A 14,293-nucleotide genomic window follows, 5' to 3' on the forward strand; every position below is an offset into this window, starting at 1 on the left:
GTCGTTGAAAAGCCTATTTCCAAATCATCGCGGTTCTGGTCGTGGATCGGTAGTGGCGGGGCAGGTGCCGCAATCCCGTTTGTCGATTGGCGCGTTCAGATGGTGCTCGTGGTTTTTGTCCTGCTTTTGGCTGCCTATGCCATCTTCACCATGCCACAGGCCAAGGCCAAGCTTGAACAGCTGGTTGATGCGCTATGATGGCTCTCATTCCCAATTGGTTGAAACTTACGCTCGCTGCCTTACTGGCGGCGTTTTTCGTATTTGGGGCCGGTTATGCCTACGGCACCATGAAAGAGCGCCAGCGGGTCGCGTTGGCTGCGGCAGAGGCAACTGCGCGCGCTATACAGAAAAGGGCAGAAATCGATGAAAAGATTATCGGCATGGATAGTTATCGGCTGTGCCTTGAGCTTGGCGGCTTGCCAGACGGATGCAAACAATTGCGCCGGCTGGAAGCGAATTAGCATGAAGCCCGACACAGCAGTGTATCTGACACAGAATGATCTGGCTGCGGGGCAGGGTGTAGCATCACATAATTCTTACGGAAAATCGCGGGGCTGTTGGAAATGAACGATCAGGTAGCGGACCGTGTAACAGCAGCAGTAGCGACAGGAGCAGCGATGAACCCTTGGTGGATGCCGCATATTGAGCACGCTTTATCCGTCACGCTCTCGGTTCTCGGCATCATTTGGTTGCTGATCCAGATTTACTACAAAGTTCGAAGTGAGAAATAGCTGACATGGTTCTCACCCCAGCGCAGTTGACGCAGGCCGTTGAACTGGTCCGCGAGCATAGAACTATTGCTGCAGCAGCAAGAGCTTCCGGCATTCCAAGGTCCACCCTCCAAGAGCGGGTATTCAAAGCAAAGGTGGCGGGCATTGTCGATCCGGCTGAGCCGCTCCCTGGCTATCGAATAGCCAAATATTCTTCTACGGTAAAAGATGGCCGCATTGTTTCAGAGAGCTTTCAGCAAACGCCGGAAGTTGATGCTCCACGTTTCAGTATTCCTGACGGACACTTTGTTAAGGGCGTGTCTGCTCTGGTTGATGCTGAGGGTAATGTTAAACAGCAATGGTTCAAAACGGGATTAGACCCGAACGCCATTGATATTGTGGAAGCCGTCCGCGATGTGATTGCGGATTATGCCGGAACATCTCACTTCATTCCCAGCCCAGATCAAACCCAAGAAAACACCTTCACCGTCATTCCCTTGGTTGATTGGCATATCGGGTTGATGTCATGGGCCCGTGAAACTGGCGAGAATTACGATCTAAAAATAGCTCGGAAAGTCATCATGCAAGCAATGGCCAGTGTTATTGCGCAGTCGCCGCCTTCATCACACGGGATCATACTTGGTCTTGGTGATATGCTGCACTTTGATGGCTATGAGCCGGTCACGGCACGCTCAGGCAACTTCCTCGATGCTGATGGCCGCTATCCCAAGGTGCTCAAAACGGCCCTTGATATGGTTCGTGAAACCATTGATCTGGCGTTACAGCGATTTCAAACTGTTGAAGTTCGCATTCTTCCTGGCAATCATGATGATCGATCAGCAATAGCGCTCTCGCTCGCGTTTAGTTTGTTTTATGAGAATAACGAGCGCGTCATCTTTGATGATAGCCCGTCACGGTTTTGGTGGAGACGGATAGGCAAGGTCTTTCTAGGTGCCACCCATGGCGACAAGACCAAGATGCGCGACCTGCCTTTGGTCATGGCAGCTGACAACCCGCAGGACTGGGCCGATAGCACCTACAGGCGTATTTATACCGGGCATATTCATCATGAAAGCGCTGTTGAGGAGGGTGGCGTCGTTGTTACCTCGATGCGCTCACCGGTTGCAAAGGACGCCTATCATTCATTCAGCAAATATCGATCAGGTCGCTCGGTCTATTCGGACACATATGATGTGACTGGCCGCATGGCGTCGAGCGTAAAGGTGAACCTATGAGTGAAGGTAAAAAACTTGATGATGGCAAAGCTCGTATGGACCTACTGCCGCCTGAGTTCTTATTTGCCACCGCTGACATTCTCGCCTTCGGTGCTGGTAAATATGGCGACCGCAATTGGGAGAAGGGCATGTCTTGGGGCCGGGTATTTGCAGCCCTCATGCGCCATATGTGGGCATGGTGGCGGAAAGAGCCGAATGATCCTGAAACAGGTAAATCGCACCTTTGGCACGCTGCCTGCTGTATTGCGTTTTTAATTGCTTATGAACAGCGGCAGAGTGGGACCGATGATAGACCGTGACAATTGGCAAACGGCGATATCAATACCAGATCTTGCTGTCATTCCACACATACGGACGATGAAACTCCAACTTGTTTGTGATGCGAAGTTCCTCAAACATTCTTTTCACAAGGTCTATGACTTCATCCCTGCTGTCACAATCACCATAGGGCACTTGGTGAAATGGGCTTTGATTGCACGTCAACGCCCAGTGCCAACGTCCCTCACTAGGACCAAAGGGCCTCTTAATGACCCGACAGAATGTTCCCCAATCAGTATAGGCGAGGAAATCATAAGGGGCGGTTTGACCGCCGATAACGGTTCGCTTCCATTTCAGCTGCATCATCTCAACTCGCAGATATGCGTCTCTTAAGGTTACTAGTGTTCTATAAATGTTCTGGCGCTTAAGAGGAGTCAAATGAATTCAGAGGGGACCGTCTATTTTTTGAATGATGCCGCCCTCACGTAAATGATCGAAATAACAGTGCAGCGATTGCACTATCAACGACCGCGAAAAGGTGAGGGAACCGTTTTGAGTTTCCCAATAGAATCAATGGGGGTTTTGGGGTGTTAGGTGAGGGGATTTAAAGAAAGCTAAATATAGCTATCACTTTGATATATATTATAAAAACAGTGATATTCCGGAAAGGACATGGTGGGCGATGAGAGACTCGAACTCCCGACATCTTCGGTGTAAACGAAGCGCTCTACCAACTGAGCTAATCGCCCGACTGATTTGTCAGCCGCTGTGAGAGCCGTTTAGGCAATTCGTAGGAATAGTGCAAGCGCTATTTTCATTTTTTTTGTGCTTTTTCACAACTGGTCCGAGTGCGGATTAATGTGAACGGCCCAAACGTTCAAAAAATTGGTCTCTTGGTAGTACTTATAAGGGACTATAATTATCCAGCGTCAAAAACTCGATGCACCAAAATTCTAGGACTAGGGCAGGGCAGTTTATTGAATCGGTCAGAATCGCTCTTAGTGATTCCAAAAAACTTTGTTTTCACAAGCAAGTTTTAGTCCGTTATCGCGGGGAGTGGAGAGCGTGTTAGCGGAAAAAAGCCAATAAAACCGGTAGTTTTTGGGAAAATGCACGTTTTTTCGATTTTCTTCTAAGGTCTCGCTTGACACTAGCGAAAGAACCCCTTAAACGCCCTCTCACACTGGACGGAAACGCCGGTGGCCAAACAGCCAAACGGCTGAAAATGAAATGCGCGGGTGTAGCTCAGTTGGTTAGAGTGCCGGCCTGTCACGCCGGAGGTCGCGGGTTCGAGCCCCGTCACTCGCGCCATTTTCATCAGATCATTATCTAAAACTTCTGATGAAAATGGTGCAACTCGCGAATGTTCGCGGTTATAAACCGTCGTTCTCCCCAGTATTCACTTTATAATCCGTGCTAGGTTAAGCGTCACGTATAACGTATTATCTGATGTGCGGCTATGCTATAAGAATTAAAGAGAATCCGGCGCGCTATCAGCTTTATCGTCAAAGCAGCAGTCCGCAGTTTAATGCTCGCTGAACTGGCGTGATTCCTAGGTGTGATTCCTATTTTCTCAATCTGTCGAATCGAGGCTCTACTCGCTGAAAGGAGGGGTAAATTTACGCCTTCCCTAATTTCGAAACCATTGGTTTTCACTATTTTGCGGTAATTTGAATTCCGCGATCCTCACAGCTTGGTGAGCAGCGAATGCGAAGGCGGCGGAAAAAATGCTAATTCAGCGCCACAAATTCAAATTTTAGAAAAATTGATTCTCATTTGGAATCGTTGCAAACTGACTTTTGTCTAATCATATAGTCGGTAAAATTTCGCAATGTGCTATACATTAACAGGCTATCTAGGCTCTATTGCGTGATTTTGTGGCAACAATTCAAGCTTGAGCCCACTGTTCTGCGTAGAGGGCTTGCGCTTGTGGCCGTGCTGCGCTAACCGTCCCGCCATAGCTGAGTTCGCACGGCATGCCTTTTGAAGCTGCGCGAGCGACGAGGTGGCAACAGATGCAATGTGTCGCATGGTCCTAAGTTCGAAAAAGCTTATGACAGGCGACGTGCCTCGTATTCCAGCCGGATAAGGATCATGAACGAGCTTTTAAATTCCTATTTGCCGATAATCATCTTTCTGGGTATCGCGATCATCATTGGTGCAGCGCTTTTGATTGCGCCGTTTCTTGTCGCCTATAGGCAGCCAGACCCGGAAAAGCTTTCCGCTTACGAGTGCGGCTTTAATGCCTTTGATGACGCCCGTATGAAATTCGATATCCGGTTCTATCTGGTGTCAATTCTCTTTATCATTTTCGATCTGGAAGTTGCTTTTCTCTTCCCATGGGCGGTCTCGTTCGGGGATATAGGCTGGTTCGGTTTCCTGTCGATGATGGTCTTTCTTGGCATTTTGACCATTGGCTTCATATATGAGTGGAAGAAAGGAGCGCTGGAATGGGATTGATCAATACCAACTCGACGCTCGTGGCTTCGCAGCCAAAGGGTATTCTGGATCCACATACCGGAAAGCCAATAGGCTCGGATGATGCGTTCTTCAATGGGCTGAATGAGGAGCTTTCCGACAAAGGATTCATTGTCACTTCCGCGGATGCGCTGATCACCTGGGCGCGTACCGGTTCACTGATGTGGATGACTTTCGGTCTGGCTTGCTGCGCGGTGGAGATGATGCACATTTCCATGCCGCGCTATGATGCCGAACGTTTCGGTATTGCTCCGCGTGCATCTCCACGCCAATCGGACGTGATGATTGTCGCTGGCACATTGACCAACAAAATGGCACCGGCTCTGCGCAAGGTCTATGACCAAATGCCTGAACCGCGTTATGTCATTTCCATGGGTTCATGCGCGAATGGTGGTGGTTATTACCACTATTCCTATTCCGTGGTGCGTGGCTGCGATCGCGTGGTTCCGGTCGACATTTATGTGCCGGGCTGCCCGCCCACAGCAGAGGCTTTGCTTTACGGAATTCTGCTTTTGCAGAAAAAAATTCGCCGTACTGGAACGATTGAACGCTGACGCCGCTTTCACTGCGGCTGTCTTTCAAGCTGCATATGCAAGCTAAGCGTTCTGACTAGGTCTGCTGTGTATTTATACAGCGAATATAAATGATTAGAGAGGTCATCTCATATTTTAATGAAGGTGGCTCTCTAAAAGAGGAAGTTAGGAAAATGAGCGAAGAAGCTCTCGGTGAACTTTCCGAATATCTCATGGAGCGGCTCGGCGATGCTGTCGAAGAAGCTAAACTTGCCTATGGCGAGTTGACGCTGACTGTTCCTGTTACAAGCATTATTCCTGTCCTGACTTTCCTGCGCGATGATGTTCAGTGCCAGTTCGTGAATTTGACTGACATTTCCGGCGTCGACTATCCTCAGCGCGCCAAGCGCTTTGATGTCGTCTATCAGCTGCTGTCTCCGCGTCAGAATCTGCGTATTCGCGTAAAACTTCAAACAGATGAAGATACGCTTGTTCCTTCGGCGGTGTCGGTCTTTACCGGCGCTGATTGGTTTGAGCGCGAAGCCTATGACATGTATGGCATTCTGTTCTCGGGTCACCCGGATCTGCGCCGAATTCTCACCGATTATGGTTTTGAAGGCCATCCTCTGCGTAAAGATTTCCCGCTTACTGGCTTTGTTGAAGTTCGTTACAGCGACGAGCTTAAGCGTGTGATCTATGAGCCTGTCGAATTGCGACAGGAATTCCGTAACTTTGACTTTCTCTCGCCGTGGGAGGGGACGGATTACGTTCTTCCTGGCGATGAAAAAGCCAAGACGAACTGAGCGACAGGAAGCTTAACATGGCTGAGACTCAGGTCCGCAATTTTAATATCAACTTTGGTCCGCAGCACCCTGCAGCGCACGGTGTTTTGCGTCTGGTTCTTGAACTCGACGGTGAAATCGTCGAACGCGTTGATCCGCATATCGGCTTGCTGCATCGCGGCACCGAAAAGCTGATGGAAACCAAGACATATCTTCAGGCACTGCCTTATCTTGATCGTCTCGACTACGTCGCGCCGATGAATCAGGAGCATGCATATTGCCTGGCAGTTGAGCGTTTGCTTGGTATTGATGTTCCTAAGCGCGGCCAGCTCATTCGTGTGCTTTATTCTGAAATGGGGCGCATTCTTAACCACTTGATGAACGTGACGACACAAGCCATGGACGTTGGTGCTTTGACACCTCCGCTCTGGGGCTTTGAGGAACGTGAAAAATTAATGGTCTTTTATGAGCGCGCATCTGGCGCTCGTATGCACGCGGCCTATTTCCGCCCGGGCGGGGTTCATCAGGATTTACCAGATCAACTCGTTGAAGATATTGGAAAATGGATTGATCCGTTTTTGCAAACCGTCAAAAACTTGGACGATTTGCTAACAGGGAATCGTATTTTCAAGCAGCGTAACGTTGATATTGGCGTTGTCGATCTTGATGATGCCTGGGCCCGTGGTTTTTCCGGTGTGATGGTTCGTGGTTCCGGCGCTGCTTGGGATTTGCGTAAATCGCAGCCCTATGAATGCTACGATGAATTGGAATTTGACATTCCAATTGGAAAAAATGGCGACTGTTATGATCGCTATCTGATCCGTATGGAAGAAATGCGTCAGTCTGCGCGCATTATGCGCCAGTGCGTTGATCTTCTTTTGGGCAAAGAGCGGGTCGGTCCTGTATCCAATACGGATAACAAGATCGTTCCTCCAAAGCGTGGCGAGATGAAGCGTTCCATGGAAGCGCTCATCCATCACTTTAAACTTTACACTGAAGGCTATCACGTGCCGGCAGGCGAAGTTTATGCAGCGGTTGAAGCGCCGAAAGGTGAATTTGGGGTATATCTGGTTTCAGATGGTACCAACAAACCATATCGCTGTAAGCTGCGCGCACCGGGCTTTGCCCATCTTCAGGCCATGGATTTTCTGTGCCGCGGCCATATGCTGGCCGACGTGTCAGCAATTCTTGGTTCGCTTGATATTGTGTTTGGTGAGGTTGACCGCTGATGTCCGTTCGCCGTTTAGCAGATGATGCCGTCCAACCAGCCGCTTTCGCCTTTAGCGCGGAAAATCAGGTATGGGCGCAACAGACGATTGCAAAATTCCCAGAAGGCCGTCAGCAGTCAGCTGTGATCCCATTGCTCATGCGTGCGCAAGAGCAAGAAGGTTGGGTAACCAAAGCCGCCATTGAGCATGTCGCTGAAATGCTTGACATGCCTTTGATCCGCGTACTTGAAGTGGCTACTTTCTATACGCAGTTCCAGCTTAAGCCGGTGGGCACGCGTGCTCACATTCAGGTTTGCGGGACGACGCCATGCATGTTGCGCGGTTCGGAAGCATTGATGGACGTGTGTCGTCACAAAATCCACCAAGATCCACATGAACTCAATGCCAATGGAACCCTTTCTTGGGAAGAGGTTGAGTGTCAGGGTGCATGTGTGAACGCACCAATGGTGATGATTTTCAAGGACGCCTATGAAGATTTGACGCCCGAACGTCTGGCCGAAATTATCGACGCGTTTGAGGCAGGCAAGGGCGATACAATCAAACCCGGCCCACAAAGCGATCGAGCGAATTCGGAACCAATTAATGGCCTAACTTCGCTGACCGAAGATCTAGATTACAAAAAGATTGGGCTTGAAACGCATAAAGCTTCAGATGAAGCTGCCGCACAAGCCAAGGCGGAGGCCGAAGCTAAGGCTACTGAAGAAGCAAAAACCGTTGCTCCCTCCAATACAGGTCGGCCGGTGACAAATGCGCCGGAAACTTCCACTGCTCTGAAAGAGCCATCGAATGTTAAGGTGGCAGATGCGCAGGAAGATGACGTTACGATTAAGATTAATCCTGATGTCAAGCTAGAGGACGCTAATCGTCCACAAGCGATAGAACGTCCAGAAATCGTTGATGATTTGAAGCTTATCTCAGGCATTGGCCCGAAGATTGAAACCATCCTTCACGAGTTGGGTGTTTTCACCTTCAAACAGATTTCTGAGTGGACTGAAGCCGAGCGTAAATGGATTGATGGCTATCTCAACTTCCGCGGTCGCATTGACCGCGAGGAATGGGTAAAGCAAGCAGATGCTCTGGCGAAGGGTGGCGTTGAAGAATATGTCAGGGTATTCGGGAAGAAGCCGGTATGATGAGCTCTTTGCCATGGTCGGTTATAGTTACGAACTCGAACGGAAGCAGGTGAGACATGCTGGCTGATAAAGATCGCATCTTCACCAATATTTACGGTTTAAAGGATAAATCCTTGAAGGGTGCCATGGCGCGCGGCCATTGGGACAATACCAAGGGTTTCATCGATAAAGGCCGTGATTGGATCATCGAGGAAATGAAAGCCTCAGGTCTGCGTGGCCGTGGAGGCGCTGGCTTTCCCACCGGTCTTAAATGGTCGTTTATGCCTAAGCAGACTGATGGTCGTCCGCATTATCTAGTCGTAAATGCTGACGAATCCGAGCCGGGCACGTGTAAGGACCGTGAAATTCTGCGTCACGATCCACATACGCTGATCGAAGGCTGCGTCATCGCGGGTTGCGCCATGGGCGCTCACACAGCGTATATTTATCTGCGCGGTGAATTCTGGCGTGAGCGTGAAGCACTCCAGGCTGCCATTGATGAATGCTATGCGGCAGGACTTCTCGGCAAAAATAATAAATGCGGCTGGGATATGGATATATTCGTTTCCCACGGTGCAGGTGCTTATATTTGCGGTGAAGAAACCGCATTGCTTGAAAGCCTTGAAGGCAAAAAAGGTCAGCCACGGCTGAAGCCACCGTTCCCGGCCAATGTGGGGCTCTATGGTTGCCCGACAACCGTTAACAATGTTGAGTCGATTGCTGTAGCGCCAACTATTTTGCGACGTGGTGCTTCTTGGTTCTCATCGATTGGTCGTCCAAACAATGTCGGCACTAAGCTTTTTCAGATTTCAGGTCACGTAAACACACCCTGCACCGTAGAAGAGGGTATGGGTATTTCTTTCCGTGAACTGATCGAAAAGCACGCAGGCGGCATTCGTGGCGGCTGGGATAACCTGCTGGGGGTTATCCCCGGTGGTGCATCGTGTCCAGTTGTAAAAGGCGAAGATATGATGGATGCCATCATGGACTTCGACGGTATGCGTGATGTTAAATCATCGTTTGGTACCGGAGGCGTGATCGTCATGGATAAGTCCACCGACATCATCAAGGCTATTGCGCGCCTGTCAGCTTTCTTCAAACATGAAAGCTGCGGCCAGTGCACGCCTTGCCGTGAAGGCACCGGCTGGATGTGGCGTGTGATGGAACGCATGGTCAAGGGCAATGCACAAAAGCGTGAAATTGACATGCTTTTGGACGTCACCAAACAAATTGAAGGTCATACGATCTGCGCTTTGGGTGATGCTGCTGCATGGCCGATTCAGGGCTTGATCCGTAATTTCCGTCCGGAAATTGAAAAGCGGATTGATGAATATACACACAACGCTGTTCAGAGCCGCAACATCCGTCTGGAAGCTGCGGAATAAGACGTGAATGGTTTTTGTGAGCTTGCCCATTGGGGGCAGGCGGAAAAGTTTGATATCTGGAAAATGCGGTGTGGAACCGCAGGTTTGGATTAAGCGATGGCAAATATTAAGGTTGACGGCAGAGAGATCGAAGTACCCGATCACTATACGCTCCTTCAGGCTGCCGAAGCTGCGGGCGCTGAAGTTCCGCGTTTCTGTTTCCATGAACGGCTTTCCATCGCCGGAAACTGCCGCATGTGCCTGGTTGAAGTAAAAGGTGGACCGCCAAAACCGGCTGCGTCCTGCGCCATGGGTGTACGCGACCTACGTCCGGGACCAAATGGCGAAGTACCTGAAATTTTCACCAATACGCCAATGGTCAAGAAGGCCCGTGAAGGCGTGATGGAATTTCTGTTGATCAATCACCCGCTTGATTGCCCAATCTGCGATCAGGGCGGTGAGTGCGATCTTCAAGATCAGGCAATGGCTTTTGGCACTGATGGTTCGCGCTTCCGCGAAAACAAGCGTGCCGTTGAAAACAAATATATCGGCGCTCTCGTCAAAACCGTAATGACGCGCTGCATCCACTGCACGCGTTGTGTTCGGTTCACGACGGAAGTGGCAGGTATTTCTGAGCTTGGCCTGATCGGTCGGGGTGAAGATGCCGAGATTACGACCTATCTCGAACGCGCCATGACTTCTGAATTGCAGGGTAACGTTATCGATCTTTGCCCTGTTGGCGCATTGACTTCGCGCCCCTATGCGTTCCAGGCTCGTCCTTGGGAGCTGAACAAGACTGAAACCATCGACGTGATGGACGCAGTTGGTTCGAATATCCGTGTAGATACCCGCGGTCGTGAAGTTATGCGTGTAATGCCGCGCATCAACGAACATGTGAATGAAGAGTGGATTTCCGACAAAACCCGCTTCATTTGGGATGGGCTTCGTACCCAGCGTCTAGACCGCCCCTATGTGCGCAAAGATGGTCGTCTGGTTGCTGCAAGCTGGCCAGAAGCATTTGCTGCTATTGCAGCGAAAGTTTCCAGCACTTCTGCTGATAAAATCGGTGCAATTGCCGGTGATCTGGCATCAGTTGAGGAAATCTACGCTCTTAAATCATTGATGGCTTCTATCGGCACAGCCAATATGGATTGCCGTCAGGATGGTACAGCGTTGGATCCGGCATTAGGCCGCGCAACCTATTTGTTTAACTCGACTATCGAAGGCATTGAAGATGCTGATGCTTTGCTCATCATCGGAGCAAATCCACGCATTGAGGCCGCGGTTCTGAATGCTCGTATACTCAAGCGTCAGCGCATGGGCCATTTCCCGATTGCTTTGATCGGCGAACAGGCTGAATTGCGCTACGACTATGAATATTTGGGCGCAGGTGCAGAATCATTGGCAGCACTTGCCTCCGGCAAAAATGCATTCCGAGAAGTGCTGGCCAAAGCAGAACGTCCGCTGATTATTATCGGCCAAGGTGCGCTTATTGGCGAAAACGGTCGTGAAGTTCTCGCAACCGCTGCCAAACTTGCCCAAGATGTTGGCGCAATTAACGAAGACTGGAACGGTTTTTCAGTTCTTCACACTGCGGCATCCCGAGTTGGCGCGCTGGATCTTGGCTTTGTGCCGGGTGAGGGCGGTAAATCAGCTGGCGAAATGCTGGGTAACCTCGATGTTGTGTTCCTTCTTGGTGCAGATGAACTCGACATGAGCAAAAAAGCTTCGAGCTTTGTCGTCTATATAGGAACTCATGGTGATGCTGGCGCTCATGCAGCTGATGTCATCTTGCCCGCTGCTACCTATACTGAAAAATCAGGTACTTGGCTGAATACGGAAGGACGTGTTCAGATGGGTAATCGTGCAGCTTTTGCGCCGGGTGAAGCTAAGGAAGACTGGGCAATTCTGCGTGCTCTATCCGATAGCCTCGGAAAACGTTTGCCGTTCGATTCACTTGCGCAATTACGGGCACGCCTTTATGCAGACTATCCGCATATGATGGCAATTGACTCGATTGCAACAGCTTCCAGTGATGATCTTATCGCGCTGGCAGCCAAAGCATCAAATCCTGGCAACGGTGATTTCGTTTCGCCGATCAAGGATTTTTATCTGACGAACCCGATTGCCCGCGCTTCTGCTGTGATGGCCGAATGTTCGGCGCTCGCGGCCGGCGGCTTCCAACAAGCGGCTGAGTAAAGCGAGAGAGAGACGGACCAATGGAAGGTATTTTTGCAGCATACGTCTTGCCAGCGCTTTGGATAGCGCTGAAGTCTGCCGTTTTGCTTGTCGTATTGTTGATCGTTGTGGCTTACCTGCTTTACGCAGACCGCAAGATCTGGGCCGCTGTTCAGCTCCGTCGTGGGCCAAACGTGGTTGGCCCGTGGGGATTGCTTCAGGCTTTTGCAGACTTGCTTAAGTTTGTGTTCAAAGAGCCGGTTATTCCATCGGGAGCCAATAAAGCAGTTTTCTTGCTGGCACCGTTTATTTCAGCGGTTTTGGCGCTAGCTACTTGGGCGGTTATCCCCGTCAATGAAGGCTGGGCGATTGCCAATATTAATGTCGGCATTCTCTATATTTTCGCCATTTCTTCCCTTGAAGTTTATGGTGTGATTATGGGCGGCTGGGCTTCGAACTCGAAATACCCATTCTTGGGCGCACTTCGCTCGGCTGCGCAAATGGTTTCTTACGAAGTCTCAATCGGCTTTGTAATTGTGACCGTATTGCTGACTGTTGGCTCGTTGAATCTGACGGATATTGTTCTTTCGCAGAACACCGGACTTGGAACCATGATTGGCTTGCCAAATTCGTTCCTTGATTGGAACTGGCTCTGCCTGTTCCCGATGTTCGTGATTTTCTATATTTCGGCACTTGCCGAAACCAACCGTCCACCCTTTGACCTTGTAGAGGCGGAATCGGAACTCGTGGCTGGTCATATGATCGAATATTCCTCCACGCCGTTCCTGCTCTTCTTCCTCGGCGAATATGTAGCCATCACCCTGATGTGCGCATTGATGACCATCCTGTTCCTTGGCGGCTGGTTGCCTCCGGTTGATGTTTGGTTCCTCAATTGGGTGCCGGGTGTTATCTGGTTCATGCTGAAGCTTTGCTTCTGCTTCTTCCTCTTCGCAATGGCAAAGGCAATCGTCCCACGCTACCGCTATGACCAGTTGATGCGTTTGGGCTGGAAAGTGTTTCTGCCGATCTCATTGTTCATGGTTGTTGCTACAGCAACCTTCCTCAAAGTCTTCGGTCTGGCGTAAGGAGTAAAAGAAAATGGCTTCAATTGCCCAAGCCGCAAAATCGCTCCTACTCAAGGAATTCTTTTCGGCTTTCTTCCTTGCAATGCGTCAGTTTGTTTCGCCAAGGGCGACACTGAACTATCCGCATGAAAAGGGTCCGATTTCTCCGCGCTTTCGTGGTGAGCATGCACTTCGCCGTTATCCCAACGGTGAAGAGCGCTGCATCGCGTGTAAATTGTGTGAAGCAATCTGCCCCGCACAGGCGATCACTATTGAAGCAGGTCCGCGCCGCAATGACGGGACGCGCCGCACGGTGCGTTACGACATCGATATGGTGAAATGCATTTATTGTGGTTTCTGCCAGGAGGCATGCCCGGTTGATGCAATTGTGGAAGGACCAAATTTCGAGTTCGCGACGGAAACCCGTGAAGAGCTTTACTATGATAAGGAAAAGCTTCTTGCGAATGGTGACCGTTGGGAGCGTGAAATTGCGCGCAATATCGCGATGGATGCGCCTTATCGTTAATCCGGTCTCGTTGGAGCAAAGTTTCGAGGGAAAATGTTTCGAGATCGGTTTGTGAAATCATGACGGTAATCAGGATAACCAGATTACTGTCTTAACTTGAGTTTCGCGGGATTCGCGAAGAATTCGTGCAATGCAGGAAAAGCCGAGCTTTTCTTTGGTATTGCGAAAACAGAGCGGGCAGGGCAATAGGGCTTTGCTCACGGAAAGGTGTTGGGGGTTCCCCATGCTGACAGGTATTGCGGCAGCGTTTTTTTATCTGTTCGCTTTTATCATGATCGCAAGTGCGTTCATGGTCATTGCGGCACGTAACCCCGTGCATTCGGTGCTGTTTCTTATCCTTGCATTCTTTAACGGTGCGGCGCTGTTCCTACTGACGGGTGCAGAGTTCCTCGCCATGATTTTGCTCGTCATTTACGTCGGTGCAGTGGCAGTTCTGTTCCTCTTCGTCGTGATGATGCTGGATGTGGATTTTGCTGAGCTTAAGCGCGGCGCGCTTCAATATGCGCCGGTTGGGGCTTTGGTCGGTCTGATTCTGCTGGGTGAGCTGATAGTCGTTTTTGCTGGTTCCATGTTCAAACCTGAACTAGGGCAGGGGGCTGTTCCGATCCCGGATCTTGCTGAACGTACCAATACCGCAGCTCTGGGTGACATTCTTTACACGGATTACGTCTTCCAGTTCCAGATTGCTGGAATAATTCTGCTGGTAGCGATGATTGGCGCGATTGTTCTGACCTTGCGTCACAAGCCTGATGTCAAACGCCAGTCAATTCCTGATCAGGTTGCTCGCACGCCGGAAACGGCTATTGAGATCAAAAAGGTCGAAACCGGTAAAGGCATCTGAGGAC

The 14,293-nt window shown here is 50.2% G+C and carries 14 protein-coding genes, 2 tRNA genes and 1 pseudogene; 16 read left to right on the forward strand and 1 reads right to left on the reverse strand.

What is annotated here, in order from left to right; translation table 11 throughout:
• The 5 genes and pseudogenes from C7374_RS09155 to C7374_RS09170 form a co-directional block, all read left to right on the forward strand.
• Window positions 1–198 (forward strand): annotated as a pseudogene (locus C7374_RS09155) (glycoside hydrolase family 19 protein); the annotation flags it as partial.
• Window positions 195–461: a hypothetical protein gene (locus C7374_RS09160; protein ID WP_111575331.1), complete on the forward strand. Its 267-nt coding sequence runs from the start codon at window positions 195–197 to the stop codon at window positions 459–461. The pseudogene C7374_RS09155 and the gene C7374_RS09160, both read left to right, overlap by 4 nt.
• 102 nt (window positions 462–563) lie before the next feature.
• On the forward strand, window positions 564–731 hold the full coding sequence (locus tag C7374_RS15955) for a hypothetical protein (RefSeq protein WP_158527826.1): 168 nt from the start codon (window positions 564–566) through the stop codon (window positions 729–731).
• Between the two features lie 5 nt (window positions 732–736).
• Window positions 737–1,945, forward strand: a complete 1,209-nt coding sequence (locus tag C7374_RS09165; protein WP_111575332.1) for a helix-turn-helix domain-containing protein — start codon at window positions 737–739, stop codon at window positions 1,943–1,945.
• Complete coding sequence (locus tag C7374_RS09170) at window positions 1,942–2,244, forward strand: dATP/dGTP diphosphohydrolase domain-containing protein (RefSeq protein WP_111575333.1); 303 nt, start codon at window positions 1,942–1,944, stop codon at window positions 2,242–2,244. The genes C7374_RS09165 and C7374_RS09170 overlap by 4 nt, the downstream gene beginning before the upstream one ends.
• Window positions 2,245–2,876: 632 nt before the next feature.
• Here C7374_RS09170 and C7374_RS09180 read toward each other — a convergent pair.
• Window positions 2,877–2,952, reverse strand: a tRNA-Val gene (locus C7374_RS09180).
• Window positions 2,953–3,437: 485 nt separating this feature from the next.
• Here C7374_RS09180 and C7374_RS09185 point away from each other — a divergent pair.
• From C7374_RS09185 to C7374_RS09235, 11 genes are all read left to right on the forward strand, one after another.
• Window positions 3,438–3,514, forward strand: a tRNA-Asp gene (locus C7374_RS09185).
• Window positions 3,515–4,297: 783 nt separating this feature from the next.
• Window positions 4,298–4,663 (forward strand): NADH-quinone oxidoreductase subunit A, encoded by a 366-nt coding sequence (locus C7374_RS09190; protein WP_111575334.1) that lies wholly within the window; start codon window positions 4,298–4,300, stop codon window positions 4,661–4,663.
• Window positions 4,654–5,235: a NuoB/complex I 20 kDa subunit family protein gene (locus C7374_RS09195; RefSeq protein WP_111575335.1), complete on the forward strand. Its 582-nt coding sequence runs from the start codon at window positions 4,654–4,656 to the stop codon at window positions 5,233–5,235. The genes C7374_RS09190 and C7374_RS09195 overlap by 10 nt, the downstream gene beginning before the upstream one ends.
• Window positions 5,236–5,387: 152 nt before the next feature.
• Window positions 5,388–5,996 (forward strand): NADH-quinone oxidoreductase subunit C, encoded by a 609-nt coding sequence (locus C7374_RS09200; protein WP_111575336.1) that lies wholly within the window; start codon window positions 5,388–5,390, stop codon window positions 5,994–5,996.
• A gap of 17 nt (window positions 5,997–6,013) precedes the next feature.
• The gene (locus C7374_RS09205) at window positions 6,014–7,204 is read left to right on the forward strand and encodes an NADH-quinone oxidoreductase subunit D (protein ID WP_111575337.1); all 1,191 of its coding nucleotides are present in this window, start codon (window positions 6,014–6,016) and stop codon (window positions 7,202–7,204) included.
• Window positions 7,204–8,337, forward strand: coding sequence for an NADH-quinone oxidoreductase subunit NuoE (nuoE, locus tag C7374_RS09210; RefSeq protein WP_111575338.1), 1,134 nt, complete (start codon window positions 7,204–7,206; stop codon window positions 8,335–8,337). The genes C7374_RS09205 and nuoE overlap by 1 nt, the downstream gene beginning before the upstream one ends.
• A 56-nt stretch (window positions 8,338–8,393) precedes the next feature.
• Entirely contained in the window at window positions 8,394–9,701 is a 1,308-nt protein-coding gene (gene nuoF / locus C7374_RS09215; protein WP_111575339.1) for an NADH-quinone oxidoreductase subunit NuoF, read from the forward strand.
• A 96-nt stretch (window positions 9,702–9,797) separates the two neighbouring features.
• Entirely contained in the window at window positions 9,798–11,879 is a 2,082-nt protein-coding gene (gene nuoG / locus C7374_RS09220; RefSeq protein ID WP_111575340.1) for an NADH-quinone oxidoreductase subunit NuoG, read from the forward strand.
• A gap of 20 nt (window positions 11,880–11,899) precedes the next feature.
• Complete coding sequence (nuoH, locus tag C7374_RS09225) at window positions 11,900–12,943, forward strand: NADH-quinone oxidoreductase subunit NuoH (protein WP_111575341.1); 1,044 nt, start codon at window positions 11,900–11,902, stop codon at window positions 12,941–12,943.
• A gap of 13 nt (window positions 12,944–12,956) precedes the next feature.
• Window positions 12,957–13,448 (forward strand): NADH-quinone oxidoreductase subunit NuoI, encoded by a 492-nt coding sequence (gene nuoI / locus C7374_RS09230; RefSeq protein ID WP_111575342.1) that lies wholly within the window; start codon window positions 12,957–12,959, stop codon window positions 13,446–13,448.
• A gap of 223 nt (window positions 13,449–13,671) precedes the next feature.
• Window positions 13,672–14,289, forward strand: coding sequence for an NADH-quinone oxidoreductase subunit J (locus C7374_RS09235; protein WP_111575343.1), 618 nt, complete (start codon window positions 13,672–13,674; stop codon window positions 14,287–14,289).
• Window positions 14,290–14,293 lie beyond the last annotated feature (4 nt).

It is taken from the genome of Falsochrobactrum ovis, from assembly GCF_003259955.1.
GTDB lineage: Bacteria > Pseudomonadota > Alphaproteobacteria > Rhizobiales > Rhizobiaceae > Brucella > Brucella ovis_A.

Excerpts from the sequence above, each read along its gene's own strand:
- C7374_RS09235 (WP_111575343.1), top strand. The coding sequence starts at position 13,672 with ATGCTGACAGGTATTGCGGCAGCGTTTTTTTATCTGTTCGCTTTTATC.
- C7374_RS09165 (WP_111575332.1), top strand. The coding sequence starts at position 737 with ATGGTTCTCACCCCAGCGCAGTTGACGCAGGCCGTTGAACTGGTCCGC.
- nuoG (WP_111575340.1), top strand. The coding sequence starts at position 9,798 with ATGGCAAATATTAAGGTTGACGGCAGAGAGATCGAAGTACCCGATCAC.
- C7374_RS09205 (WP_111575337.1), top strand. The coding sequence starts at position 6,014 with ATGGCTGAGACTCAGGTCCGCAATTTTAATATCAACTTTGGTCCGCAG.
- C7374_RS09170 (WP_111575333.1), top strand. The coding sequence starts at position 1,942 with ATGAGTGAAGGTAAAAAACTTGATGATGGCAAAGCTCGTATGGACCTA.
- nuoH (WP_111575341.1), top strand. The coding sequence starts at position 11,900 with ATGGAAGGTATTTTTGCAGCATACGTCTTGCCAGCGCTTTGGATAGCG.
- nuoE (WP_111575338.1), top strand. The coding sequence starts at position 7,204 with ATGTCCGTTCGCCGTTTAGCAGATGATGCCGTCCAACCAGCCGCTTTC.
- C7374_RS09190 (WP_111575334.1), top strand. The coding sequence starts at position 4,298 with ATGAACGAGCTTTTAAATTCCTATTTGCCGATAATCATCTTTCTGGGT.
- C7374_RS15955 (WP_158527826.1), top strand. The coding sequence starts at position 564 with ATGAACGATCAGGTAGCGGACCGTGTAACAGCAGCAGTAGCGACAGGA.
- C7374_RS09200 (WP_111575336.1), top strand. The coding sequence starts at position 5,388 with ATGAGCGAAGAAGCTCTCGGTGAACTTTCCGAATATCTCATGGAGCGG.
- nuoF (WP_111575339.1), top strand. The coding sequence starts at position 8,394 with ATGCTGGCTGATAAAGATCGCATCTTCACCAATATTTACGGTTTAAAG.
- nuoI (WP_111575342.1), top strand. The coding sequence starts at position 12,957 with ATGGCTTCAATTGCCCAAGCCGCAAAATCGCTCCTACTCAAGGAATTC.
- C7374_RS09160 (WP_111575331.1), top strand. The coding sequence starts at position 195 with ATGATGGCTCTCATTCCCAATTGGTTGAAACTTACGCTCGCTGCCTTA.
- C7374_RS09195 (WP_111575335.1), top strand. The coding sequence starts at position 4,654 with ATGGGATTGATCAATACCAACTCGACGCTCGTGGCTTCGCAGCCAAAG.